At 61.8% G+C, this 25,446-nt stretch carries 24 protein-coding genes; 9 read left to right on the top strand and 15 right to left on the bottom strand.

What is annotated here, in order from left to right; all coding sequences use genetic code 11:
• Positions 1-152: 152 nt before the first annotated feature.
• The 8 genes from CJ028_RS04900 to CJ028_RS04865 form a co-directional block, all read right to left on the bottom strand.
• A complete protein-coding gene (locus CJ028_RS04900) occupies positions 153-680 on the bottom strand; it encodes a hypothetical protein (RefSeq protein ID WP_105034136.1) in 528 nt (175 codons plus the stop codon).
• A gap of 256 nt (positions 681-936) precedes the next feature.
• Complete coding sequence (locus tag CJ028_RS04895) at positions 937-1,203, bottom strand: DUF6112 family protein (protein WP_105034135.1); 267 nt, start codon at positions 1,201-1,203, stop codon at positions 937-939.
• A gap of 1 nt (position 1,204) precedes the next feature.
• Complete coding sequence (locus CJ028_RS04890) at positions 1,205-2,332, bottom strand: M23 family metallopeptidase (protein WP_105034134.1); 1,128 nt, start codon at positions 2,330-2,332, stop codon at positions 1,205-1,207.
• A 3-nt stretch (positions 2,333-2,335) separates the two neighbouring features.
• Positions 2,336-2,989 (bottom strand): hypothetical protein, encoded by a 654-nt coding sequence (locus CJ028_RS04885; protein WP_105034133.1) that lies wholly within the window; start codon positions 2,987-2,989, stop codon positions 2,336-2,338.
• A gap of 9 nt (positions 2,990-2,998) precedes the next feature.
• Positions 2,999-4,036, bottom strand: coding sequence for a ParB N-terminal domain-containing protein (locus tag CJ028_RS04880; RefSeq protein ID WP_105034132.1), 1,038 nt, complete (start codon positions 4,034-4,036; stop codon positions 2,999-3,001).
• On the bottom strand, positions 4,033-4,842 hold the full coding sequence (locus CJ028_RS04875; RefSeq protein WP_105034234.1) for a hypothetical protein: 810 nt from the start codon (positions 4,840-4,842) through the stop codon (positions 4,033-4,035). The genes CJ028_RS04880 and CJ028_RS04875 overlap by 4 nt, the downstream gene beginning before the upstream one ends.
• 56 nt (positions 4,843-4,898) lie before the next feature.
• Entirely contained in the window at positions 4,899-5,291 is a 393-nt protein-coding gene (locus CJ028_RS04870) for a hypothetical protein (RefSeq protein ID WP_129590384.1), read from the bottom strand.
• 66 nt (positions 5,292-5,357) lie between these two features.
• Positions 5,358-6,242 carry a bifunctional DNA primase/polymerase gene (locus CJ028_RS04865; RefSeq protein ID WP_105034130.1) on the bottom strand — a complete coding sequence of 295 codons (885 nt, stop codon included), beginning with the start codon at positions 6,240-6,242 and terminating at the stop codon, positions 5,358-5,360.
• 265 nt (positions 6,243-6,507) lie between these two features.
• Here CJ028_RS04865 and CJ028_RS04860 point away from each other — a divergent pair, with 265 nt between their 5' ends.
• The 4 genes from CJ028_RS04860 to CJ028_RS04845 are packed head-to-tail and all read left to right on the top strand — an operon-like array spanning position 6,508 to position 9,637.
• A complete protein-coding gene (locus tag CJ028_RS04860) occupies positions 6,508-6,969 on the top strand; it encodes a hypothetical protein (protein WP_105034129.1) in 462 nt (153 codons plus the stop codon).
• Positions 6,970-6,984: 15 nt separating this feature from the next.
• Positions 6,985-7,449, top strand: a complete 465-nt coding sequence (locus CJ028_RS04855; protein ID WP_105034128.1) for a hypothetical protein — start codon at positions 6,985-6,987, stop codon at positions 7,447-7,449.
• Positions 7,446-8,456: a DUF6545 domain-containing protein gene (locus tag CJ028_RS04850; RefSeq protein WP_105034127.1), complete on the top strand. Its 1,011-nt coding sequence runs from the start codon at positions 7,446-7,448 to the stop codon at positions 8,454-8,456. The genes CJ028_RS04855 and CJ028_RS04850 overlap by 4 nt, the downstream gene beginning before the upstream one ends.
• Positions 8,456-9,637 carry an alpha/beta hydrolase family protein gene (locus CJ028_RS04845; protein ID WP_105034126.1) on the top strand — a complete coding sequence of 394 codons (1,182 nt, stop codon included), beginning with the start codon at positions 8,456-8,458 and terminating at the stop codon, positions 9,635-9,637. Before CJ028_RS04850 ends, CJ028_RS04845 begins: the two co-directional genes overlap by 1 nt.
• Positions 9,638-9,735: 98 nt before the next feature.
• Here CJ028_RS04845 and CJ028_RS04840 read toward each other — a convergent pair whose 3' ends face one another.
• The 6 genes from CJ028_RS04840 to CJ028_RS04815 form a co-directional block, all read right to left on the bottom strand.
• On the bottom strand, positions 9,736-10,056 hold the full coding sequence (locus tag CJ028_RS04840; RefSeq protein ID WP_105034125.1) for a hypothetical protein: 321 nt from the start codon (positions 10,054-10,056) through the stop codon (positions 9,736-9,738).
• A gap of 400 nt (positions 10,057-10,456) precedes the next feature.
• Entirely contained in the window at positions 10,457-13,822 is a 3,366-nt protein-coding gene (locus CJ028_RS04835; protein ID WP_105034124.1) for a DUF499 family protein, read from the bottom strand.
• Entirely contained in the window at positions 13,822-16,641 is a 2,820-nt protein-coding gene (locus tag CJ028_RS04830; protein ID WP_105034123.1) for a DUF1156 domain-containing protein, read from the bottom strand. The genes CJ028_RS04835 and CJ028_RS04830 overlap by 1 nt, the downstream gene beginning before the upstream one ends.
• A 75-nt stretch (positions 16,642-16,716) precedes the next feature.
• Entirely contained in the window at positions 16,717-17,988 is a 1,272-nt protein-coding gene (locus CJ028_RS04825; protein ID WP_161498894.1) for a type II toxin-antitoxin system HipA family toxin, read from the bottom strand.
• Positions 17,975-18,259, bottom strand: a complete 285-nt coding sequence (locus CJ028_RS04820) for a helix-turn-helix domain-containing protein (protein WP_105034121.1) — start codon at positions 18,257-18,259, stop codon at positions 17,975-17,977. The genes CJ028_RS04825 and CJ028_RS04820 overlap by 14 nt, the downstream gene beginning before the upstream one ends.
• A 59-nt stretch (positions 18,260-18,318) precedes the next feature.
• Positions 18,319-21,756, bottom strand: a complete 3,438-nt coding sequence (locus tag CJ028_RS04815; protein ID WP_105034120.1) for a helicase-related protein — start codon at positions 21,754-21,756, stop codon at positions 18,319-18,321.
• 369 nt (positions 21,757-22,125) lie between these two features.
• Here CJ028_RS04815 and CJ028_RS04810 point away from each other — a divergent pair, with 369 nt between their 5' ends.
• The 3 genes from CJ028_RS04810 to CJ028_RS21705 are packed head-to-tail and all read left to right on the top strand — an operon-like array spanning position 22,126 to position 22,709.
• Positions 22,126-22,446, top strand: coding sequence for a hypothetical protein (locus CJ028_RS04810; RefSeq protein WP_105034119.1), 321 nt, complete (start codon positions 22,126-22,128; stop codon positions 22,444-22,446).
• Positions 22,433-22,627 carry a relaxase domain-containing protein gene (locus CJ028_RS22050; protein WP_129590383.1) on the top strand — a complete coding sequence of 65 codons (195 nt, stop codon included), beginning with the start codon at positions 22,433-22,435 and terminating at the stop codon, positions 22,625-22,627. The genes CJ028_RS04810 and CJ028_RS22050 overlap by 14 nt, the downstream gene beginning before the upstream one ends.
• Positions 22,575-22,709 carry a hypothetical protein gene (locus CJ028_RS21705; protein WP_276309367.1) on the top strand — a complete coding sequence of 45 codons (135 nt, stop codon included), beginning with the start codon at positions 22,575-22,577 and terminating at the stop codon, positions 22,707-22,709. The genes CJ028_RS22050 and CJ028_RS21705 overlap by 53 nt, the downstream gene beginning before the upstream one ends.
• A 288-nt stretch (positions 22,710-22,997) precedes the next feature.
• Here CJ028_RS21705 and CJ028_RS21315 read toward each other — a convergent pair whose 3' ends face one another.
• On the bottom strand, positions 22,998-23,408 hold the full coding sequence (locus tag CJ028_RS21315) for a hypothetical protein (RefSeq protein ID WP_240607089.1): 411 nt from the start codon (positions 23,406-23,408) through the stop codon (positions 22,998-23,000).
• 60 nt (positions 23,409-23,468) lie between these two features.
• On the opposite strand from CJ028_RS21315, the gene CJ028_RS04800 reads away from it, so the two are divergent.
• Both CJ028_RS04800 and CJ028_RS04795 read left to right on the top strand, forming a co-directional pair.
• The gene (locus CJ028_RS04800; protein WP_105034118.1) at positions 23,469-24,239 is read left to right on the top strand and encodes a hypothetical protein; all 771 of its coding nucleotides are present in this window, start codon (positions 23,469-23,471) and stop codon (positions 24,237-24,239) included.
• Entirely contained in the window at positions 24,232-25,371 is a 1,140-nt protein-coding gene (locus CJ028_RS04795) for a helix-turn-helix domain-containing protein (RefSeq protein ID WP_105034117.1), read from the top strand. Before CJ028_RS04800 ends, CJ028_RS04795 begins: the two co-directional genes overlap by 8 nt.
• The last annotated feature ends 75 nt before the right edge of the window (positions 25,372-25,446 follow it).

Here is a 25,446-nt window from a genome sequence, read left to right as displayed (position 1 = left end):
TCCTCTCGCCCGCTGTCAAGAGCGGAGTGTTGACGACTTTCAGCTGCCGTCGAGTACCTGAAAGCAACTTACCGTCCTACAGCGCCTGGACTGGCAAGGTGCGCAAACGGAGCTGTGCGTCTGCCCACGGACTTTTGAACGGTCTAAGGGCCTCAGCCGATCGCGCGGGAATGAGCGAGATCCGCGCTGAGCCCTTCGATTAGCGTCACGATCGGTGCCGACTGATCGGCGGCATAGCGATTGACGCCACTTTCGACAATCTCAATCGAGTCGGGGAGGCGGGGGTAGGTCAGAACAAGATTGAGCGTTCCGGGCCACTCATTGGAACGGCGATCACGCGTGTCGATCCTCTCGGACGCGCTGAGCTTCATGCCGACCAACGAACCGCGCGGAACTGAGCGAGCGACAGGAACGACATCCGCATTGGGGTCGACGTCGGCGACGACGACGAGGTTATTAGTAAACACGACAATGCGGACATCGGTTTTGGGCACCCCATAGTTACTGTGTGCGTAGATGACTTCCTCATCGGCGACCAGGAGAGCCACGGTGCTGAGGAGCGTTGCGTACCAAGGCTGGTACTTATGCTCTGAGGTGAGGGAGACTGCATCGAAGTTGTAGTTGCTGAGGTGGAGGTCGATCGCCGTAGAGATGTCGAAATGCTTAGACTGCTGAGCCATTGTGAATGCCCTTTCGTTTCCTTCTATGACTATCAGCCACCTCCGACACGACCTCGCGACAGGCGGCTCTGGTGCCCTCTCGCGGCGACTTCGAAGGTTGAAAGCGCACCCAAAGTCGGCCTTGAAACGTTAGGGATACCGGACGTTTAGGGTATTCACCGCTTGCATGAACGTGCTGACCAGTAGCCGTGCGACACCCCGGGCGGCGAAATGGAAATCACTCTGATTTCAGCGCATAGTCGTGGATGATGGTCCGTCACAGCGTGGAGCCGACGTTCAGTAAGAAATTCACCCAACCGACACCGGCGCCCGCGAGGGCCGCAGCCCCACAGCCGACGAGGAGTCCGAGCCGCGCCCGCGTCGCGGTATGAAAGTTGCCGTTTGCCGAGGCGAGCGCCCAAGTGACCCCGCTGATGATCATCATCAGCACCGCGATGATGAGCACGAACGTCAGCAGCGCGCCGACGATGCTTTTCAATTCTGAAGCGCCACCGACGGCGCCGAAGTCGGGGAAGACGTCCATGTCATGCCACCGTTCCGGCTAAGCATCCGCTGGTTGCGGCCGTCAGGTCGGCGGCACCGTGGGCAGTGAGCCAGTCGACCGCATTGACGGCCGGTTGGCGCGACCCGCCCGGGTGGATCTCGAGGTGGAGGTGCGGACCGGTCGACTTGCCGGCTGAACCTACGTCGCCGATGTGCTGGCCAGCGACCACGCTGTCGCCTGCCGTGACGTGCATGCCCTGCTCGTACATGTGGGCGTAGTACGAGGTGACGCGCTGGCCACCAACCGTATGCTCGATCGTGATTAGCCCGCCGTAAGTACCTCGCTGTCCGGCGAAGCTGACCACACCGTCGGCGACCGCGTGGATCGGCGTGCCCAGCGGTGCCGCGAGGTCGCTGCCGGCGTGGAACCGTCGTTGGCCCGTGTAGGGATCGATCCGCCACCCGAAGCTGTCGGTGTTTGTGTAGGTCCCGGCGGGGAGCGGGAACACGACGAGCGAAGTCTCGAGAACCGTTGACGAGGACCGAGTCAGCGCGGTGAGTATCGCTTCCGCGACGGGCTGGAAGTTCTGGTACCGATCCGGGTATGCGCTGACCTCGACCGTCTGTGCAGCCGCGCCTGGGTTAAGCAGCTGCCAGCCATCGATATCGAGCAGGCCCCGCGGGGACCCGGCGTTGGGCCCCGACGATCCACCAAAGAATGCCTGCGCCTGATACTCCGGGTCCATGAGCTCGCCAACCGTTCCCCATCCGGTCAAAGGCCGCATCTGAAACATCCCCAGTGAGTCGTGATCGGAGCCAACCCCGTCATTCGGGTAGCCCGCCGACTCCGGATACGCACTGGTGTTGGCGAGCATCCGCAGCGTCGACTCCGTGAGCGCAGCCATCAACGCCACGACTATGCCCTCGCGCCCGACGCCGGCCGTCTGCCCGCCGATCGTGATGATGGTTCCAGAATGGGTCAGCTGCCGCTTGTCGAGGGTGACCGTTCGGCCATCCAACGTTTGGGCGCTGAGCGAGTCCGGAATGCTGCCAACGACGAGCGACCCGCACGATGGCAAGGTAGGGACCACGAGCGCGGCCACGCCCACCAGAACGACCAGCGGGCTGGCGAGCACAACCACCGCGAGCAGGCCGATGAGCTTGTTCACCGCTCACTCCAAGGGGTGGTCGAGCTTCGAGAGCCGCAGAAACGTGCACGCCTCATCGACCGGGCACACGACGAAGACCGTAAACGACACCTTTCGCTCTGTGCGAATGACCTCGGTGTTCTGCGTTCCTTCGCGATGGCTGGTTCCCACCACAGTGAACGCCGCAGCACCGCGCGGAATCTGCCCGGGTGACGCCTGCGTGAGCGCGGTCGCCCATGCACCGGGTACGGTTATCGACTCGATGTCGAGCCACTGCCGCGTGCCGTACGTGCGCAGTCGCGTCCACATCTCGGAGCCGGGCAGGTAAGTCCGAACATCGGCTGCAACGGCGGGCGCTTCATCGGCATCGGCGACGTCGACCAGCACCTGCGCCCAGTCGGCGAGGCCCGCTTCCTGGCGGGTGTCCCAATTGAACAGGGCGCCCGCAACGCTGCGGGCAAACTCTTCCGGGCTTGTCGTGACAGGCAGCGGCTGCAGTTGTTCGGCCTGGGCTGGCGGTGTCGATAGAGCGGATGCTGCGGGCGCCGGCTGCTCCGGCTGGCTCTCTTTCGCAGGTCCGCGGAGCATTCCATACACGCCGATGATCACGACGATGGCGAGGGCAGCAGCACTGCTGATGATCGTGATGACCAGGCGGTGCCGGTGGATGAATTCCATTGTGGGCTCCTATCTGATGGCGGAAATGGTGGCCGATACCTGTTTGACGGGCAGGTCGCGCAGGGAGCGCATCCGCTCGAAAAATGCGGTGCTGCCGGCGATCGTAGCTTCGAACTGCTCCCACTGGTCGTTGGTGAGTTCGGTCGCGATCTCGGCGTAGTCGTAGCGGAGCCACCATTCGTGCAGGTCGTTCCAGAGAAAGACGAACGAGCGGACGGGCAACTTCGTGTCTGGGGTGGCAACACGCCTGGCCGTCTTGGCCCGTGTGGCTGTCTTTGCGCGAGCGAGCGCTTCACGAGCCAACTGCTCGAGATTGGGTGAATCGCTCTCATCGGTGTGGACCAGCGCGAGACCCACGGGTGCCTCTTGGCGGATGGGCTCCGCGGCATCCGATGACAGCCGGTCAAGTTCGGAGGTTATGCGACAGTGTGCAGCCGCCACCGAGCCGCCGTTCTGAATCAACTCCAGCTCCTCGATCGCGCGACTGCGGAGCGTTTGGTCGAGACTGTCGTCGTGCGCCATCCGCTGGAGCTGGCCGATGCGTTCGAGCGTCGTGTACGAGCGCTTCCCGGTCACGAGGAGCGCGGCCTGTGCCCGGGAGTAGCCATCCAGCGGTGCTGCCACCGTGGCAGCACCGTCCGATCCCGCCCGAGAAGAGCCGAACCGTGTTGCTTCTTGCCGGCGCCGGGCATCCTCAGCGAGAAGCATCTTGACCTCGCGATAGAGCGTGGCCGCTTCGGTCGGGCCGAGGGTCTTGTGGAGTGCGTTGTCGTCTTGCTCGGCGAGCAGCTGGGCCAGTTGGTCTGAGATGCCGGCGCGCACCCAGACATTGAGTTTGCGTACCCCGAGTTGCCGGAGCGCGGCCAGGCGGCGGGCGCCGCACACAAGTGTGCCATCCGGTGTCACCGTGATCGGCTGCAGGAGTCCCTGCCGTTCAATTGAAGCGGCGAGGGCGTCGATGTCGCCCAGATCGTTGCGATGACGCGAACCGATCCGGATGGAGTCGATCGACCGCTCCAACTCGAAGTGACCCAGGGTAGAGGTCATGCGAACACTCGCGGGGCGTTGACGACGATGTCGGCGACGAGGTCATCGTCGCGAAACAGGGAGCGAAGCGGCTCGCCGACGAGCAGACGAAGCAAGATTCCGTGGCCGGCCGCGGTGTGGGCCAGCAGCGGGTTGCCGCAACCAAGGAGCGTTCGGAGCATCGCCATCCAGGCCCGCTGTGAAACGTCGAGGCGCGCGCGGGCAGCGTAGTCGCGGCGCAGAAGCTCGAAAGCGGATTCTCGCGACGTGGCATCGGCGAGCCGGCCGCAGATGTACTCGACGCACGTTCGAGCGTGGTCTGCCGGCCAGTCGAGCAGGGTGAACAACATGATCGCGTCCTCGACTGCAGCCTTCACCTGGACCAGCGGCGCTGTTTCGGTCTGCGCGTCGGCCGGATTGATTCGGAACGCGGGGTGATAGTCGGTGAGGGCGTGCTCGCGGTCGCTGAAGCGTTCGGCGTCGTGGAACGCGGAGGTCTTGGGCCGCCGGGCTTGATGCACCGAGCAGAGCAGTCCCTGGGCGCGTTCCTCAGCGATGCAGGTTACTTGCACGGCTCGGGTGACCATGGCCCACGGGTCGTCGGCACGCAGCGTCGACGGCGCCCGCATCGCGTCATAGGCTGCCGCGGCGGCCTCCCAGGGATCCAGCCGGTGCTTGCGCGCCAACCCGGCGTAGCGCTGGGCGGTGAACTGCATGAGTTCGGCTGCCTCTGGGTCCGTGCGCCAGCTGCCCCCGCCATCCGCTTGAAGTCGGGCGAGCAGCTTGCGCAGGCCTTCGGACTCGCGGAAACCCGTGGTCGTTTTCATCGCGGCACCTCTCGTCGGATCGGTGTGTGTTGTCGTGTTCACCAGCATGCTCATGATCAGCTCCGCTCGAGCCCGTTGCGAGCGATCTGTGGACTCTTGCGCTGTGACCCGAACTCGGAGAGGGGAGGCAACCGGTCGGCCCGATCGCGCATCGCACGAACGGCGGTGACGGGGGCGCGCCGAATCCGCCGGGCCAGTTCGGCTTGATGGTCGATGCCCTGGCCGGCGATGTGCCCGCTGCCCATGCTGAGCAGATCGGAGGCGCGAACCCAGGTGATGCCGGGGCGGGAGGCGGCCGCACTGGCGGGCGTGGCACCCAAGGTGCTGTCCCGCATGCGTGCTGCGAGCCGCGATTTTTCATCGAGTACGGCGTGCAGCGGATGCGCCTCGCCGCCAGTCTCAACGCTGGCTGCGCGGCGTGACTCGTGGAAGTCGTCTACGTCCATCACTTCATCTCCTTCAGATCGATGGTTCAAACAGCAGGAGTGTCAACGCGTTCCGAAAACCGTCGCCACTCACGACATGCAGGGCGCGTCTCCCCGACTGCTTCCGGGAGCGATTCGCTGGCCAAACGGCGCCCCCGGTACGCCTGCCCGACGGCTCGCCGAGCTGATCGTCATGACTATCTCCCTCTCATCGAGGCCAGCGACCTTTGCGTACGGCCCCAGCGCAGCCTCGACATCTGCCGGCCCGTAGCCCGCCTCAACCAGTCGGCAAGCCGCCCAGAACAACCCGCTGTTGCGCTCGCCCTCCTGCAGGTTGCTCACCCATTGCGCGAGCCGGCTCGGCTCTGGCGACCTAGCCGCGGTTGCCCGAGTCCCCATTCGCGGCGGCCGCGGGTCGATGAAGCTGCGGAGCGCGACGGCGTCGACCGGTCGCGAGCCGGTCGCCGACAGCGCATAGAGCCGGTAGCCGACTCGCCCGCGGTCCGTCGCTAGGGTTGAGGGCGGCACGATGACATAGCCGCCGTCCCCACGAAAGTCGATGTGCGCGGCCGCGGCCTGCCAGCAACGCTGAGGCCGGGCCTGGTTCGCGGAAAAATACACGTGCAACCCTCCTGACGGAGTGCGCACTCGGGCAAGGTCACCTTCAACCAGCCCGGCGGAGCTTGCACGCTCGAACGCCGCGAAGCCCGAATCCTTACTCGTCACGTCAATGTCGACAACGTCAATCCCCGACGCGCTGCCCGTCGGCATCCCGATATTCGCGCCCGGCCACCGACCCCACCATCCGCGCAGCTGGTCGAGGTCTCGGCTCGCATCGTGAAACCCAGCCGGCGTAAGCGGATGCTTGCCATCCGTCACGCACGGAAAGACGGGGATTCCCGCCCGCGCGAATGCGATGGCGGCATCCCGCAACTGCAGCCGGCTCGTAGCCTGAAGTACCTCAGCGATGCTCATCAGAGGCTCCGAGTATTTTCACTGACATGTCGATCACCTTCCCGGGGGACTGCCACGCGAGCGTGGGTAGATGCCACAGAGGTGCGCCTCGCCGTGCCGCTGCGGCCGGCGATGTGAATTCATGTTGAGCATGCTCAATTCCATTTCACGGTACGTTTTAGCACCACATTTGAGCATGCGCAACCCTTGCCTTGATCATGCTCAACGAGTAGATTGAGCACTCTCAACGACCTGAGTAATCATCAGTCCGGGAGAGTGAAAGTACATGACGGAAGATACGAGCACGACAGCTGCAGAGGACCTCGCGAAGCGCCTCCGGCTGCTGCTCGACGTCGCCGAGGCGGAGACGGGCAGCGAGCCGACGTTCGCCCAAATCGCCTCGTTTCTCGAGGCGCGCGGCACCAACCTCTCGAGATCGCGCTGGACATACATCGTCAACGGCCACCGGTACGTTCAAGACCCTCCACTTTTCGAAGGCCTGGCGGCGTTCTTCGATGTTGACCCGGCGTTCCTTGCCGGCTCAGCCAGCGCAGTGACTCCAGCCAAGGTAAGTGCTCAACTCGATTTAGTGCGTTCGATGCGTGCCGCCCGCGTGAAATCGTATGCGGCACGCACCCTGGGAGATATTTCCCCCAACGCACTGCAGGCGATTAGCCAATTCCTGGACGCGGAGGTCTCCCAGACTATGCCGCCAGCGCACAAAGCCGAAGGTCAGCATCCGTTCTAAGGAAGGTGAGAGGCGATGACGAACGTAGTGAACGTGTCGACGGCAGTCGACGGACTTGCGCTGGGCGAGACCTTCACGTTCGACGAACTCGTCAGCGCCGTTCAGCGACGCCGGGGACGTCCCCTGCGAATAGTTGAACTGGCGGGCATCACCGGTCGTGACGGCCTGTGCGCCGTTTGCTTCATGAAGGATGGCAAGGATGTCATCCTTCACGCCCACAGCGATTCCGCGCTGCACAGACAGCAATTCGTGCTGCACGAACTTGCGCACATGATCCTGGGCCACGAGTTTGAGGATGCCCCCGACGCTCCCGACGTTCTGCTGCCCGACATTCCGCCGCAGACTCTGCGCCGACTACTCAGGCGCCAAGATCTCAGCACCGACCAGGAAGTGCAAGCGGAGACCCTCGCGGACCACCTCGCCGCTGGGATCAGGGGATCGGCACTGCATAGCTCTCGGTACCTGGAGATCTTCGGATGATTGTCATCCTCGTCGCTGCCCTCATGTGGCTTCTCGTCGCGAGCTTGCTGATCTTGCGGTGGGGTCGTGCCGAGCGCAACATCACGTATGCGGCGCTGACCATCGCGGTCGCAATGACGCTGAACACCGACGAGGCCTATCGGCCACTCGACCGGCTCGCCGGCGGTACCAACCTCGTGACGCTCGTGGCGGATGCAACGCTAATGGTCGGCGTCTTTTGCTTGGGTCGCGGAGTGATGAAGGCCTCCGAGCATCAACCGGGGGCCGTGCGGGTGGCCCTCGGCCCGGTCGCACTCATGGCCGCACTCGTCGCCGTCATCTGTACCTTCCTGCTCATCGACCGCGGCAGCACCACGACCAACTTCATGCTTGAGCTCGGTGCGCAACCCGCCGCCACCGCCTACTCGACGATCCAATTCACCTACTACGCAATCGTCCTCGCAGCGATGGCCGCGCTCGCTGCGCGGCAGCTCCGAAGCAGCGTAGGTGCCCAGCTGTTGCCACCGGCATCCCTGCTCCTTGGAAGCATCTCCGGCGTCGCGCTGAGCGTCGTCGTCATCACCATGGATCTCGCCCATGTCGTCGGCAACCTCAATCTGATGGCCGCCGTCGCCATCGCGTATGAACCCCTGCACCTGCTGACCTTCCTTCTCCTCTGCCTCGGGTTCGCCCTCCAGCCCGCCGCCCGCACTCTGCAGGCGAGATCTCGGGAGCGCAGATCCCGGATGCTCGCCGAAGAGCTTGAGCCGATCTGGGCCAAAGCGACTGCTGCACGGCCGGGAATCCGCCAGAACCAGCGGGTCACGTTCAACGCCGACGAGCCCGACACGCTACTTCATCGTCGAGTCGTCGAGATCCGCGACGCGATGATCGATACGCGGGTGTCCTTTGACGTCAGTGACGAGACGCGGGAACTCATCGAGCGCGCCGAACGGCACTTGCTGGGAGCCGGGTCTATCAACTCGGTGCCCGTCGTTTGGCCAGCCCGAGACGGCCAGCGGCAGTGATGAAAGCGGCTTGGGCGGTGGCCGGAGCGTTGACCGCAAGCTCCGTGGTGCTCGGAGGACTCGGGCTGGTGATCGCAAGAAGGCTAACCGCTCCGGTAAGCGGGCGTAGGTACGACCTCACGATTCGAAGCCTGGACAACTCCGTCGAGCGACCCATTGTCATCCTCGATCGCACGCCGCACACCGCCGCGCCCGGCGACTACTGCCTCATCCTCGAGAACGGCGGCTGGGTTCGCCTGGCGCCCGGAGTCGAGGACCGCGGACCGTGTCTCGTCGGCCGCGAGGTCGTAGGGGAGTCGGGGCCAGCCGTAGCTGCCGGCCAGCGAGCATCCTGGAGCGGCATATATTTCCAGAGCCCAGCCGATGCCGGCCTCCAGTCGACCGATATCGAAATACAAACGGATGTCGGCCCCGCGCCCGCCTGGCTCATCCCGCCCCAAGGCTCCCCGTCGACCACATGGGCGATTCACATCCACGGACTCGGAAGTACGCGCGCCGGAACACTACGTGGCGTGCAAGTTGCCGCCGAGGTCGGGATGACCTCGCTCGTCGTGACATATCGGAACGACGGTGAAGGACCGAGGGTCGGGACTGGCAGATCCGAACTCGGTGCCGCCGAGGTCGATGACGTGCGCTCGGCCGTGCATTACGCCCGTGAGAACGGCGCAAGCAGCGTCATCCTCTTCGGTTGGTCGATGGGCGCGGCCATCGCATTGCAGCTTGCCGCCGATCCAAAGCTTCGTGGCGTCGTCGCCGGGCTCGTGCTCGAGTCGCCGGTGCTCGATTGGGTCTCGACCATCAATGCAAACTGCGCGCGGTCGGGCCTGCCCGCGTGGACCGGCACGTTAGCCGTGCCATGGCTCAGCTCCAGGCCGCTCGTCCGGCTGGTGGGTCTCGCCAACCCCCTCGATCTGCGCAGCTTCGACTGGATTGAGCGCGCCGGCGAGCTGACCGTGCCAACACTCATCCTGCACGGCAGCCTCGACACGTCGTCGCCATTCGGGCTCTCGACCCGGCTCCGAGCCTTTCGTTCGGACATAATCGCAATGGAGGCATTCCACGCAGATCACGCGCTGAGCTGGAACTCGGATCGCTTGCGCTGGAATGGACGACTCTCCGTGTGGCTGGCATCGCAAACGGGATATACGAAGTCGGCGGCTACCCAAGCCTTCAGGTCGTGATCCACGGGGGTAAATGCTAAGGCGTCCCGGATAGGTTCCAAGGAAGACCACCAAGACTGCACTTTCCCCGCGTTTGCGCATTCCGAGGAGATTCGGTGTCAGAGCTTGTCGATCCACGTGTCTTCGTCTCGGTCTGCCCAGGTGTCACCTGTGTTCTTCTTGTGGGCATTCTTGACGCGGCTTCCGAGGAAGTGTAAGAGTGTCCGGGCAGTCGATTCCTGGAGGTCGTGGACAGACCGAATATGCACTCCGGTCAATTCCTCGACGACAGCGAACTGTTCTTGCGCGTTCTTTAGTCCGAGCAGGTCGAACGCATCCCGTATCAGGCGACGTTGGGAGTCGGTCATGGATTTCGGTAGCGGCTCGCCGACGACGTCGGGGCCTCCGCCGTCCCCAAAATCAAATAGCAATTCGCCCATATATCGATTGTCACAGTGAGGAGGCATTGGACAAAATCCGAGTGTCAGCAGTCCCAAATACGTAACCCAAGAATCGAATGCAGGCCTTCAGTGCGCGCCGGAAACGCAGCACGCGTGTCGAGTCGGTCTCGCCAAACCCTTCGATCTGCGCAGCTTCGACTCGATCGCGCGCGCCGACGAGTTGTCCGTGCCGACACTAATCTTTCATGGCACTCGGACGCGTCATCGCCGTTCCCGCTCTCTGCTCGCCTCGGAGCCCTGCGTTCAGGCATCGTCAACCTCGAGCAATTCAAATCCGATCACACGATGAGCTGGAACTCGGATCGCGAGCACTGGAGGGCGAGAAGTCTTGGCGGCGTGCTACGGAGAGACACAGCGTGACGATCCGCGTTCGAGCACGTCAATCACTCTCGAACTCGTTCGTTGTGAACTTCAAGGTGGAGGCATTCTCGCGAATCGTCCGGACCTGCTGCTCGGTAAACCCGTCGGGCGCGATCGCGTCAATCGAGACGTTGAGAGTGAGTTTCACGCCGGGGACGGCGGCTAGGTTCGCGATTACCTCGGCGGCAATCTTCGCGAAGTCGCCGGAGTAACGGTCGCCGCTGATCGGCGCGCTCCCCACGAAGCGACGGGCGGTTTGTTTCGGCGGGGCGACCGGCACCTGAGTCGTGGCGCCCGATCGAGTTGCCGCATCCGCTCCAAATGACGTGGAGGTCGTGCTCAGGTCGTCGTCGGGAATGGCCGGGATCGGCGTTTCAGCTGCCCTCTGGGTCTCGGCGCGCTCAGGCTTCACGATGAGTGTCGCGTCTGTGATGCTTGCGCGACCCGTCTCTCCGGGGAGCCACAGACCCGAGTAGGTGTCCAAATCCGAGTCATAGCTGTCAGCGAGGGCAAATCCCTCGGATTGCCAGAGCAGCGGCTGGTTATCGAGCGCATCCACCAGCACCTCGCGTCCGCGCAGCCGAGGCATATAGGGGTAGTGGGCGTAGAGTCCCCACAATGCACCAACGCTCACGTGCCCATCGGTCCATGCCGCTGGCACCTTCACGTCGAGTGACAGGCGGATCGACCGCGCAGCGTGCTGCGAGCTAAATGCACCTGCGCTACCAAGCTTCTTGGCGACACGATCCGCGAGGGATGGCGACTGCCCGTCGGTCTTGATCTCTTCGATCTCGAAAGGCCCGCCTGGCACGGGCGACGTCGGATTCAGCACCCACTGGTACGTTAGCGGTAGGCGGTCGTCAATCGTGCGGCTAGCCTGATCGCGCTTCTCGCTCGCCTGCGCGAGCTGCTGTGGAGTGAGATTGAGCTCGTTTGATTTCTCGACGATCTCCTTCCACGCCAAGTATGTTCGTGCCGCTTGGTCGAGCTCGGCCAACCGGTCCTCATCCGGCGCCAAGAAGATGACCATGTTGCGATTCGTGCGATTCGCAGTTCCCCGCCGTTCCGTCGCTTGCTGCGCGAACGTGAATGCGGCCGAGCTGGTCGCGCGCCGCTTGTGACTGAACTTGGGGTGAAGGATGATGAGGCGGGCCTGGTCGGTGTCAGGAATGTCGCCAGAGTCAGCGGGACCAACATGCACCCCCGCAAAGTCGCCACGCGAACGTTCCTCGACGCGCAGCCGGCGCACGATCTCCGCCCAAACATCTTCGCGGTGCAGCGCTTCGGCAGCATCTTTGGCACGCCGAGTAATGTTGGCTTCGGTGTCGTACCAGTGCTTTCCGGCGCTCGAGTAGAAGTAGGTCGCACGGTCCCCGAGCTGGGACAAGGCCGAGTGGAAGTTGCCCACGATATCGCCAGGGACTGCTGCGCCCAGGAAGACGCGCGCAGTATCGACGCCCTTGTGCGAGGTGCCAATCGTGGGAGCCGCGCCGAAGAACACCGTGCGGGCCAGCCGCTTCGTGATCGACCGCTGCCCCAGCACTGGCTTCTCGGCGTCGATGCGAGCCGGTTCCGAGTTCGGACCGTCGACGTCTGCGTCGATCACGGCTTTCCATGAGTCCTGAAGGTACTGGGTGAGTTCGGCATTGACGGATGCGACGGAGAGCGGCATCGAGCCGGGCATGATGAGCGGTGCCTGGTCTTCGCCCAGCCACAGAGCATGGATGACTGCATTCATCAATCGCAGCACGCCGCGCGTCCGCTGGAATCGTTCTAGTGACGACCAGTCTTCATATAGACGATCGAACAACTCTGGGTGTAAAGGATAGGTCTGACGGATGCGCGCACCATACTGAGGATCTCGCGCCTCCTTCGGGAATTCACCTGCGTTCTGGCCATAGAAATCAGTGAAGGCCTTTGCCGTCGCGTTGATCTGGGCGAGCGCCGTCGCATCTTCGGTTTCAAACAGTCGCTGCTTCACGATGCGATAGGCTTCGTCGCTCGACGCCGGGCGCCACTGGTCGGCGATGCGGCGCACGACGTTCTGCAGGCGCTTGAGCGCCTCCATGCCGTTACTGCCGCCGACCTCCTCGGCCGCGCCGACGACGTCTTCGCTGTCGTCACCATCGTGCGACGCCGGAATCGAGATCGCGAGCAGCACGCCCGGAGTCGACTTCACCGCTTCGGTGAGCGACTGGGCGAATGTGAACTGCGTGTCGAAGGTTCCGCCCGCGAGATCCTCGCGCCCATAGAGCTGGCGCGCATAGGCAACCCACTCATCGATGAGGATCACAGCCGGCGCGTACTCCGCGAGGAGCTTGTGCATGTCGGCGCCCGGATTGGTACGCGCCTGATCGTGCTCGGCCACTATCGCATAACCGTCGGCACCGCCGAGTTGCCAGGCGAGCTCGCCCCACAATGTGTTGATTCGCGTACCGTCTGGCTTCTCTTCACCCTGTGGCGCAAAGTGGTTACCAACAAGAGCAACTCGGCGTGCGGAAATGCCATCCGATGGGTAGCCGTTGGCCCCAAGCAAATCCTGGGTCTCCTGCGGAAACGCACTGAGCTTCAGCCCGCTAGCGAGGTGCCAAAGGCCCAGCATCGAGTGCGTCTTACCGCCACCGAAGTTGGTTTGCAGGTTGATGACCGGCGATGCATTGGTGTCGCCGGAGAGCCGCTTGACGGTTCGACCGATCAGGTCTCGCAGGCCTTCTGTCAGGTAGGTACGGGCGTAGAACTGCGCCGGGTCAGAGTATTCATCGCTGGTAGATCCGTCGTCCCTCGCCACCTTATAGAGGTCGGCCGCAAACTCGGACGATTGGAAATTGCCGGTGGCGACCTCATCCCGAGGTTTGAGCACATCACGCCATGGTGCAACGCCCGCAGCGCCGGGAACGACAGCCGATGACTTGAGATTCTTCTCGTCTTGCTTGCTCGTGGTGATACGTCGGAGGTTTAGACGGATCTCGTCGACTTGACCTGCGACAGCGGTCGCGCCAACCGCAGCGAGCAGTAGCCGGGCGTAGTCCAGCGCCCGGAGTGCGGAATCGTCGTCGAAACTGCCGTTGTGTGCCCAGGTATCGCGCATTCCCCGCAGCAGGCTCGCATAGGCCTCGTGCTCCCTCGAGAGAACCGCTCGGAATGGATACCATCCCGGTTTCACTCGGCCAGTGATGCCCTCGGTCAGCATGCGAAGCTGAACCTGCGGATCCATCCGGTCATACTTCTTGTCGTTGATGCCCTTTGCCTCATCTGCGAGCTTGACGATCCCCGCCCAATCGCTGTCACCGATTTCCGGCGAGAGCGTCTCCGCGATAAAGGCGTCAAGCGCCGGGGAGAGCAGCTCGAACATGCGCCCGATCCGGTCGCGGTTTGATATGGCCATTATTGGTCCCCCTCAAAATCAAGCGTTACGGACGTGTTCACGCTTGAAACGGGTGGCTCCGCTTGAAGCAGGTCGCCCCACGATGTCGCGATGTCATTGAAACTCTGCGCGTCTTTGCTCCATCCACTTTTCTCCGCGACCTGGAAAACGAGGTAGGCGAGTTCCTTGACCAGATCTAGGTCGACTGCACCATCTGCTCGCTGACTTGCCGTTTGTAGGAATACTCCGGCCGCACTGATGCCAGCTATATCAAGGACTCGGATTGCGTGGTGCAGGGCCTCCCATGCACTCGTTTGGCTATCGGCAATCACGTCGTATTCGGGATCAAGGTCGGAGGGGCGAAAGAGTTGCACTCGTCCAGCGCGAGCGGTGAGAATTCCACTGCGCTCCATGACGGATACCGCGGTCCCGCGGGCTCGAGCAAGGTCTTCGGCATCTCCATAAGCCGCAGATTCGTAACCGTGTCCTCGGTACCATGCAAGTGCGAAGCGAGTGATGGCATCGAAGTCACCCTCCTGCTCAGTCAGGACTTCGTCAAGCATCTCGTTGATGTGTGCCAGCGCAGCGCGAACTGGCATGGCTGATCCGTCTGACTCGATGACGGATGCATATCTGGAGAAAACTGCCATGCCTGGACCGATTGCCGCTTGTGGAAGATCGACCGGCGCAATGCCACCCGATTGCAGATCTCGGAGCGCAGGGGCGAGCTCACGCTTCAGCGCCGCAATGAAGCCACGCCGGTCAGTCGTTGCGGCTCCATCGGGCCGAGGACGTAGGGCAAGCACGACAGAAGATGCAAGTGCATTCGTACCTGACGCGATCATCCGGTTACTCAATTCTGAGCGCATCGGCCAAGTTGCGGTTACGGTCCACCCCGCACGTACCATGCTCCCCAAAATGGTCTCCCAGCCCGTCGATGCTGTCGCACCGTCCTCAGATTCAGATTGTTTGAACGCGTAGTAGACAGTGATCGGGAAATCATTTGTTGCTGCGGCGCGCGCACGTTCAAACACACTCTCGAATCCAGTCTCGAAGAATTCCCGTGCGCCATGTTTCCCGCCGTGCCGAAACGGATTTGCTACAAGTTCCTCCGCTTTAGGCACCAAAATTGTGCCTAACAGAGACGGGTGGATATCGCGGAGAGATCGCCTTAGCCACACGTAGAAGAAGTCGGAGAGATCTGAGTACCCGATGTTGTCGTAGTACGGCGGGTCAGTGGCTATCAGGAATCCGTCGTAAGACCTCGAAGCTGCGTCGGCTTGCTCGGCAACCGCCACGGTCTCCCCGGCAATATCTATCGCTTCGGCGGTCCAACGCACAGCGCCAGCAAAGCTCCCAGTTCCCTCAGCGAACTGGTTGGGCTCGACGTAGTCCCACGTCATTGGGATGGCCTGGCGAGCGAATGTGTTCCGCGTCGACTCTCGACCGATAAACCAAGTCACGATGCTCGATCCGCGGTCCGCGACCTTGGAAACCGCGAATGCCAGGTAAGTCGCGATCGCGTCTGCGTACGCGGCGGCATGGATCCCTCCCTGGTCCAGTGACAGCCCTATCTCCATACCGGCCGAAAGGGCATCGCGCATCACAAGTTCACGCGCCTCGCTTATCAAATCGCTAAATGCAGTGAGTGCGTTCAGCTGACGATTCGTAAAAAGGTCAACCCATTCCGTCATTCCATACGCTTGCACCCGGAAGCTCAGTGCTTTGTCGGGGATCTCTCCCGGCGGAAGGTTCTCGGGTCTTGGTACGTCGGCCGCCGCGACATGAATTCCGTCTGGCGGCAAATAAACGCGTTCCCGATTGCCCTCTGCAACTACAGCCATTAGTTGTGCGCTTAGCCTCCCAGAGCGACCTTCGGCGCGTATATATGCAAGATCAACCGCCGTTCCGCAAGAGACGCAGGTCGCACCGGTTCGCCCGACCGTCCCGACGTCGGTAGCCTTCGGCGCAAATCTTGGATCATTGCCGATCGTAAACTCGACCCGGCCGCCCAGGACAGTAGGGACAATGTAAGCCTCTCTACCCTTCTTATTGCGGAGCCACCACGAACGAACTAATGGCATCTCAATCTTGCAAGCCGGGTTGGGGCAAGTGACAGTGCGCGCCCAAATCCATGCGACGACCAAAGCGTTAGCTCCACCGCCAAGCTTCGCCGATGGATACATGTGCCCAATGCGTTTTTGTGCTTCATCCTTCATCCAAGTCCCGTACCGACGAACATCCTCTGCAAGACCCGTCACGCCTAGCCATGAGTTCTTCTGCTCGACGGCTCCAGGGAATACTGGCGGGCGGCCAACAAACTTTGGCGGGAACTCCACGAGCGCTTTGTTAATGAGCACTGCAACCGGGTTCAGGTCGCTTGCGTACGCCTTGAGACCTAACCGTTGCGCCTCGACTGGGATTGTCCCGCCACCGGCAAATGGGTCCAAGATGGCCGGTGGATTCCCGTTCGTCGAATTTAAGATCTCAGCTCTGATCTCGTCGAAGAGCGCGTTGTCGTTTAGATTGTCCCAATCAACCATCCGAACGATAAGGCCGAAAAGACGCTCGCGCTCGGTTGAGATTCGACTTTGCACCCATTTCTCTACATCACTTTCACCACGCGCATTCGCTTCGGCCCGAAATTCCTCTGCGTGCTCGCTCGGATCATCGACAAGCTGCGAGAAAAGGACCGCACGCGCGGAAGCGTGGGGTCTCCGCGCCCACCACATGTGAAGCGTGGAGGGATGGCCGTGCTTTATAGACTTCTCGCGGGCGGACTGCTTATTGATCGCAGCGAGGGGGATCGCGACCTCGATCAATTTGCGTTTGTAAGCCACTTCAGGGATTCCTTCCGGCCAAGGACGCGACGAGTTTGAGCGCGGTACTTGTGATTAGAGACATCGGATGATGCATCACTTTTTGGGCTTGCTGATCTCGGCGCCGGATCGGAGCCTACTGACGTTCCAGTCGATCCTCTCGGGCATGCCCTGTGATGCGAGTTTGGGCGGTGAGATCGCTCGCACCGCCGATTCAATGGCGGCAAGCGTTTCCTCGACTACCTTCGGCACCAGTTGTCGAGGAAGCACCCCCCACGACAAAGCCTCCCTTGTCAGAGCATCTACGGAGATCCTGCGCTGGTCGAAGATCCCTCCAACGGAGAGTGCGAGATTCCAGTCGATGCGCCTTTCTTGGAAGAGGTTCGGCACAGCGTCATAGATCTCGCTCAGCTGCGTCCCCGTGGCGAGATGAAGGAGCGCGACGTTTTTGGCGTGCGCATCGTTGTTGCCGATTGCGACATGGTAAACGAGTTGACGCAGCCACTGTTCGGCGGCGGGCCCGCCGCCGGGGATTGAACCCAGCAGCTCGCCGATGAGGCGCGCCGAGGGGCGCCCGCTCCTCGATGGCAGCCGGTGGTCTTGGAACTTGGCGTCACCATCGCGCCAGTCAAGTCCGAGCGCCTGTGCGAGATCTTCCTGATGGTGCAGCACGACATTGCCGCCGACCACCTGGCGATCGAAGCGTTCAATTGCCAGATAATTCATCGTGCCTGCCTTGCGCATCGTGCTCTGAAACCGAGACAGGCCGGCGTGACGAGCGAGTTCATGGCTGTAAAACTCGTCGAAGATTGCTTCAGGGCGCGAGTGCAGTTGAGGTTTGAGGATGTGGGTCGAGTGCGCTCTACCGTGGGGTTCAAACCATGCGTCATCGAATTGAGCGACCAGGAGTTTGGGCTGGAATCCAGGCAGCATGGAGCGGCTGTCGTCGCGCGCGCCGAGGTCGTGCTCATCGATGGCTTGTTGGAGCCGAGACGCGACCGCGCGCTCCGGCAATTCATCGTAGTTCGGGTGATAGTTTGTGTGCTCATCGGGGTCGCGGAGCGTGACTGCGCCCGCGATCGAGCCGCCGAATTCGCTCAGAATCCCGTAAAGGTCGTCGGGGTCGATCCCTCGCTTTGCAGCAAGCGCTGTGCGTTGGTTACCCTCTGGCGTGTATCCACCGAGAAAATTTGATGCGAGCTCCGCATCGGGCGCACGCGTGGGTATGAATCCAAAGGACTCGGTCAGGGTCGGAGCCCCTCCTTGGTATGTGCTGTCCCACTCGATCGCGACGCGATGCCGAGCTCGGGGGTCTCTTTGCACAGCGCCAATTCGACGGTCGTGCAGGTAGAGGTCAAGTGTCGACATTGCTCGCCTTGCCATCTTGCGCTTCGTATGTCAACGTCACGGTGATACCCAGCTCGTTTAGGGTTCGGAACAGCCGCGTGATGTAGAGGCTGCCCTTGCCCTTCTCGAGATCGATGAGATAGTCGCGCGAGAAGGCGAGCCGCTCAGCCAGGTCTTCCTGACGTACCGCGTGGCTCTCGCGCACGGCCTTAATGACAGGGCCAATGTCGCGGAACTTTCGCACTTGTACCGTAGGCATGATGGCGTCCTCCGTGTCGGGATAATCCCACATCCAGCAAAGTGGCGATATCCCCACATTAGTGCATGTCGGGATAATCCCACAAGCACAGATCAGAAGGGTTTTCCACCGCGTGCCCACCACTCGGCCCACGCGAGGTTCTGTGAGACGACGTCGAAGTCCGTAAGCCATGCTGGCTCGACGCCTTGGAACGCGTCGCCGACGTAGGAAATCTGATCGTGCTCCGGACCATCCAGACTCACGGAGACGAGGGCGAGTCGATGGTCGTGCTCGGTATTGAGGGCAGTGAGCACCTCGGTACGGGTGATCGTGAACGTGTCCGAACCGATGATGCGAGCCTTGACTTCAATGCGAATACTCGGCTCTCCCGTGCCACGCGACAGGATATCGAAACCGGGGTTGTTGTGCGCCTGCTCCATCGGGGTTCGACCGAGTCTGCGTTCTGCTGCGAGCACAGCATCGACTCCGCGGCGCTCGACGGCTGCAGTATCCCGCGCAAAAGTCTGCGGATCAGAATCTGGGCCAACTTCTGGATCAACGTGTTGAGGCAGAACGAGGGCGATCGCCATGATGCGTGGAGGTACTGGAGCCATTGCGAGCTGCCGTCCTATGAGCGAGAGCCTGATCTGAAGTCGCTTTGCGAGCTCATCTGCTTTGCGGCGAAGGCTGTCACTCGAAACGCGCACCCGCTTGCCAGCTCCCGAGGCCGCGTCTGCCTTGAGCGCATCTGTCTCTAGCCGATTCACCTCGCGAGTGAGTCGGGTGGTCACACGTTCGCGGACGCGCTCGAACTCCCTTGTACGTCGGGTGGTCACCTCCTCGGCAAAAGTCGGTAGCTGTTCCGCGATAATCCAGGACATTGCGTCGCGCTCCCGCTGGCCGAGCCATGCAAGTGCTGCTCCTGTAACCCGCTGATCGGCATTCGCCACCGCGAAGTCGAGATAGGGGGCGGGGCCGGCGTCAGAAACGGTGCCGTCTTCACTGATGAAGGCGTATCCGAACCGCTTGGCAATTGAGTTGTGGTTGGCGTCTTGCACCTCGTTGAGCACGCCCACGAGAAGGACGGGAGCGTCCATCTCTGCGGAGGTCAAGACTGCCCCGCGATCAAGCACGGATCCGAGTCGGTCGACGGCGAGCCTAAGAACAGCGTCGTGCAGTGGATGCCCGGGGGCTAATAGTTCAGCGTGGGGTGTATCGGACTGGTCGATGGTTTTTGGATCGAAGGTGATTCGCTCGTATCGTCGGGAGACGGGCGCGCGGCCGGCGCGGTCACGCACGTCCGCAGGCACGTGTGTGATCTCGAATCGACCGCGTTCCCTGCGTTCTATCCGACCGCCGAGTCGCTCGAATGCCTCTAAGAACGCGTCGCGAATGAAGTGGGGCTGCAGACGTCGGGCCCGCGCGTCCTCCATCTGCGCGCGAAGTGATTCTAGGTCGCTCGCTCCCATTGCCTCGTTGGCCAAGGCCTCGTCATCCATGAGTTCTTTGAGCCCTGCTGCGACACCCGCGTCGATCGTCTCGAACATCTTGGCTCGCACCTCAGGCTGCTCGCCGTAGCGGATTGCTTCGCGCAAAAGCCGAGCAAGGGAGAGTTCGCCGAGAGACGTGCCGAGCACGTTGAAGACCTTGCCGCCGTAGGCAAGGCGTTGCTCTTCGATTTTGTCGAGCAGTCGTTGGAAGACCTCGCCTTCGCGGGTGTCCTCTGCGACGAGGTTCCAGAGCCGACAGACTTCGGTTTGACCGATGCGATGGATTCGGCCGAAGCGCTGTTCGATGCGGTTCGGGTTCCACGGAAGGTCGTAGTTCACCATGAGGTGGGCGGCCTGCAGGTTGAGCCCCTCGCCGGCTGCATCCGTTGCAACAAGTACTTGCACTTCAGGATTGTTCGTGAATTCCGCCGTGATGCGGCGCCGCTCGTGCCGCGCGACACCGCCATGGATTGCGACGACAGCTTCCGCGCGACCGATTAACGATTCGATGCGCCGCTGGAGGTAGTTCAGAGTGTCGCGGTGCTCGGTAAACACGATGAGCTTGTGCGCGGATCCATCATCTTGGGCCAGCACTTGGCTCTCGATGACTCCGCGGAGCTCGCGCCACTTGACGTCTTCTTGGCTGGCGACGACACGACTGGCAATGTCGGTGAGTCGGCGAAGATCGAGTATCTCGGTCGCAAGCTCGGCCGCAGTGCGCGCAGCCGTCGCCGAATCAACGAGTTCATCCTCGGCATCCTCGAGATCGGCAGAGTCGAGTTCATCGACATCCGGATCGTCCTCCACCAGCGCGTCAGGTGCGGCTTTCGTCGGAGGGCCAACGACTCCGGTGAGGAGATCGACGCGAACGCGATCCAGCCGTTCCGTGCGGCGGCGCAGCGATTGGAAGATCGCTTCTGGGCTCGATGCCAGGCGTCGCTGCAGCACCGTGAGTGCAAACCCGACAGTGTTCTTTCGCTTGCCATCGAGCCGATCGGCGAGGTTCATGCCGTGGCGCACGTACTCGGTGACTTCTTCATAAAGGTGCTGCTCAGCGGGCGACAACCTGTAGGAGACTGTCTCGGCTATGCGCTCTGGGAATAGTGGTTTTCCCTCGAATGTCAGGAGGTCTTCTTTAACCATGCGCCGCATGATCCCGTCGACGGTCCCCTGTGCATGCTTCTCACCGGGGCCAGCGAACCTATCTCGGTCCAGTAACGATAGGAAGGTCTGGAAATCCTCATCTTTACCGTTATGCGGCGTGGCCGTCATCAGGAGAAGGTGGCGCGCACGCTCGCTCAACAGTTCGCCGAGCTGGAACCGCTTCGATGCCTTCAACTCGCCCCCGAACCAACTTGCGCTCATCCGGTGCGCCTCATCGACCACGATGAGATCGAACTCGGCCTCCGCGAGCTGGGCTTGCAGAACCTCGTTTCTAGCAAGCTGATCCATTCGTGCGATAAGCAGGGGCTTGCTCTCAAATACGGATCCGCCGGGAACGGCATCTTCGGCACCCGGCGCGAGAATTTCGAAGTCGAGGCCGAACTTCAGCCGAAGCTCGTCCTGCCATTGCTCGACTAATCCACCAGGTGCGACGACCATACATGAGTGAACATCGTCCCGAAGGATGAGCTCCTTTATATAAAGGCCAGCCATGATTGTCTTGCCTGCGCCAGGATCATCCGCGAGCAGGAACCGCAGGGGCGTTCGGGGCAACAATTCCCCGTAGACCGCGCGAATCTGATGCGGCAGCGGCTGGACATCGCTCGTCGCCACGGCAAGCATCGGGTCGTGCAAACCCGCGAGAAGGATGCGCTGAGCTTCCGCTGCGAGCCGGAAGTCCTGAGCATCGGCATCGAAGGGACGACCCTCGTCAAGATGAGGCTCAATGCGGCCCTCGTCCGCGCGATAGAGAATCACGGCGCCGAGCGTCCCAGTGTCATCGCGAAAGGTGACCTCATAGGCGTCGTCGCCGTGAGCGACAACCGCAACGACAGAAACGGGCCGTCCGGGAATCAAGCCCATCAACCGCGTCGTCGGAGTGATGTCCTCGAGGCGCACAGACTTCCTTTCATTGCGTCGGTTACTTGGAACTCACCATACCAATGTCCCCGTTTCTCCTTTCCCGAAACGGAAGCTCGGCCCCGCCAGCCTCAGTGGGCCAGTTTCCACGGAACGTGCGTGAGTAGTGTCTGAAGAATTAGGACTCAGAAGGTTGTCCCACGCCTCTTGCAGATCGAGGCGGACTAGGCATTATCGCTGCAGAAGTCACGGGCCAAGCCGTTGTTGGCCACGACGTTCTCGGGATGGATGTATCGGGTGCCGTGTGGTTGTTGGGCTAGTGACCCACGCTCAGACCGTGTAGCCGCCCAACCTAGGGAACCACGGATAGACGCCTCGATGCGCCGTGGAATGTGGCATCGTTTACCTATGACCAACGCATCGAAATCCATCATCGTCGACGGCCTCGGCGCCTATGCAGTCACGTTCTTTGAGATGGGAGATTCCCGCGAAGTCGCTCGAGGGAAACTTCTCGCGGAGTGGCAACGTTTTGGGGAGCCGGTGGGAGTATTCCATATGGCAGCGAAGGCAATAGGGGAATTTCCGCAACCAGTCTTGGAGTCAGTTGCGGCTTCCGAACGAAAGGGCCTGATTCGGGAGATGCTCGGAGCTCAGTCTCCCGAGCAACAACTTGTGGCGACGCTGCGGGCTCGCGAAGTCCTTGAGAAACTTGGCAATGAATTCGGTTAGGCCTGGTGCCGTGGCGGGCTTTGACTTCACGTTTTCGATTCCGAAGTCGGCGAGCGTACTGTGGCATAGGCCTACGTGGCCACGCACGCACGCGCGCATCGCGGCGCGGCGCGGTGGCGCAGGTGGATGTGACCGGCCTGATCGCGACGGCGTTCGACCATTTCGTGGTAGCCGCCGATGAAGAGTCCATCGCCATGATATTCATGCAAGGCGCTGGAATCGACGCATCGCAACCTAAAGCTTGCGAAACGTCCGGTGATTGAGGATCCTATCCATGCGGATTCGCATAGATAGCAGCTCGTTCAGATGGCGTATCTCGTCGCGTGGTCGGCGAAGGCGCCCGTCGACCGTCACGCGCACAAAGAGCCTGCGCAGAATGACACACGATATACCTGAGTGAACGCGATCCAGCTCGAGTGCCCAAGGACCAAGTGGTCAAACAGCGAAACCCCCGAGTTCGTGTGTGCAGGGGGCTGCACTTGTGTCCATACGCGAGGTGATGACGTTTGTCGAGATGTGCGCCCCCGCATCGGGAGCGCACATCTCACCTCCTACTTCTTGCTGGTGCCGTAGGGGCTCTGGTTCGTCGGCTTCAGCGACACCCCGATGTCCGCAGCGTGCGACTGGACTGCGTTTGGGGTGCGTCCCATGTGAAGTCCGATCACGCGGGTGGGCGTGTTGCCCTTTGCCTCCGTGCGCAGCTTCGCGTTGTCTGTCGGTGTCCAGGGTTTGTTGTGATTCTTCGGCGCGGTCATCATGACCCCTTCGTTTTGGCGAACCGTTTCAGTACATGCCGGCTTAGAATCGAGGGTGTTCTTCCCGGAACTCGCGACCCCGCACGGCACGACCGTGGCGGGGTCGCTGCGTTTTGCCTCGGTTGAGACCTCATAAGAGTACATGATGTGCGCGTTTCTTGCGACAAACTGAAGTTGTTGATGTTGAATCGGTTTCTCAATGAACATTTGAGGTACGATTAGTGCAATCGCCTCCTCTTCTGGTCGGCGCAAACTTGAGGAGTCTCGGTGCACCAATATCCCGACTGGATCATCGACATGCTCGGTAAGGTCCCGCAGAACATCATCGAGTTGATCTCTGTGGGTATCCAGAACGCTCACGGGCGTGGTCGCAGCGCCCAGGACGCCAGCGGGCTGCGACAACTCAATCCGTACGGCAACACGCTGTGGCTGGCCGTGCACGACGAACTCTCCACCAGCATTGGCGCATTGCCGGGTTGTTCGACGTTCAAGCCGGACGGCGCTTCATACTCAGTACCGGTCGTCGGCGAGACGGCGATTTACGCTTATCGGCAAGGATCTAAACTCAGAGGAGACCTCCAAGCTGCCGCGCTGGAGCCCAGAGCGGTTCGCGACGCACTCGTCGCGTTGTCGAACCGGGTGACTGCAGAAGACACGCTCGACTTCGACAGCCTCACTGTTGGGGACGCGTCGTGGGCCACGCCAGAGCTTCGGGCATCACGATCCGCACCCCGGCGAACACTGCTAGTTCCGTTCATTGACAATGCCGATGCCGGCCTCATCGCCGCCGGCCTTGGAGAAGGACGCCTCCAAAGCGGAGGAACCATCGACTGGGCGCACTTCGTCGACCTAGATCTAAACTTGTACCGTTCTGCGCCGCGCGCCGTTGTCGAGGTAACCGAGGAACGCCGCTTTGACAACGCCGTGATCCCCGAGCCCGACATGATGCCTCGTCGACAGCGGACCACCACTCCCGACGAGGAGGGCGAGAAGGCCCGCCAGCAGTCGGACGAGGCCAGGAAGCGGACGAATGGGTAACTCAGTTCCTACGCGCGTTGAGGACGTCGCAGCGCTCTTCGATTCCGCGCGGCTGCGCCAGGCCAGGCGGCTTGCGGTGAAGACAAAGCAGGCGCTGGCTATTGAATTGGGGGTTTCCGCAGCCGCAGTAGGTCAGTGGGAGTCCGGCGTTAATGCACCGCGCCCCGCCGTGCTGGAAGAACTCGCACGCGCCCTTATGGTGCCGGTAGGTTTCTTTGCAAGCGGTCGGCCTCACGCTGCCCTTGACACTGCCGACGCGCATTTCAAGTCCCTACGTGCGACGACCGTAGGCCAGCGCGAAAAGGCCTTGGCGTATACCGAGCAGGTCTGGGAGCTTATGCACGCGCTTGAGAGATGGGTGCAGTTTCCTCCCGTCAATCTGCCGACCCCGCCGCCGATCAATGGTCCCCGCGATCGAGCGGTTCTGCGCGAGGCCGCGGAGTCATTACGCCAACAGTGGGGCATCAAACTTGACGAGCCTTTCCCACACCTCACTCGCACGGCAGAGACAAACGGTATCGTCGTCGTCTTCGCGAGCTTTGCGAATGACGCCGAGGTCAAGCGCATCAGCGCGTTCTCGACGAGCAAGCTCTCGCGGCCGATCGTCGTAACACCGCCGGACAGAATCGACGACGTCTATAGGCATCGCTTCAATCTCGCGCACGAGCTCGGCCACTTCGCCCTTCACCAAGACGAGGTCCACGGCGAAATCGAGATTGAGCGCGAAGCAGACGGATTCGCGGGTGAGTTGCTTCTTCCCGAAAGGGCGATGCGCACCCTTCTGGGAACTCGTGTCGAATGGGATCGGATTGCGCAACTCAGTCAGACGTGGGGCGTGGAGATGAAGGCAATCGTTTATCGCGCGCGTCAGCTTGGCATGCTTTCCGATGCTTCTGCACGCCGTGCATATCAGCGGCTCGAGATGATGCGCAGCGCCGGCATGGTGAAGCCGTCACCGACGGCGCGGTTTGAAGGCGAAATGCCCATCCTGCTGCGGCGCGCTTTCGAATATGCTCAAAACGAGAACGTCACGACTGCATCGCTTGCGGACGAACTCAAATGGAACGAGTCAACCGTGGCGCGATTGGTCGGCACGGGCGACACCCGGCCACAGCTGCGTGCTCTCTTGTAACCACACGCTACGAAGCAGGAAGCCGAACAGTCGACATGAACGCGTAAGTCGAATCGCCGATTTCACGCATCGCCT

Origin of the sequence: Cryobacterium aureum, from assembly GCF_002954245.1 — a bacterium.
In the GTDB taxonomy this organism is placed as follows: Bacteria; Actinomycetota; Actinomycetes; order Actinomycetales; family Microbacteriaceae; genus Cryobacterium; species Cryobacterium aureum.
This window is presented reverse-complemented; position numbering and strand designations above follow the sequence as displayed.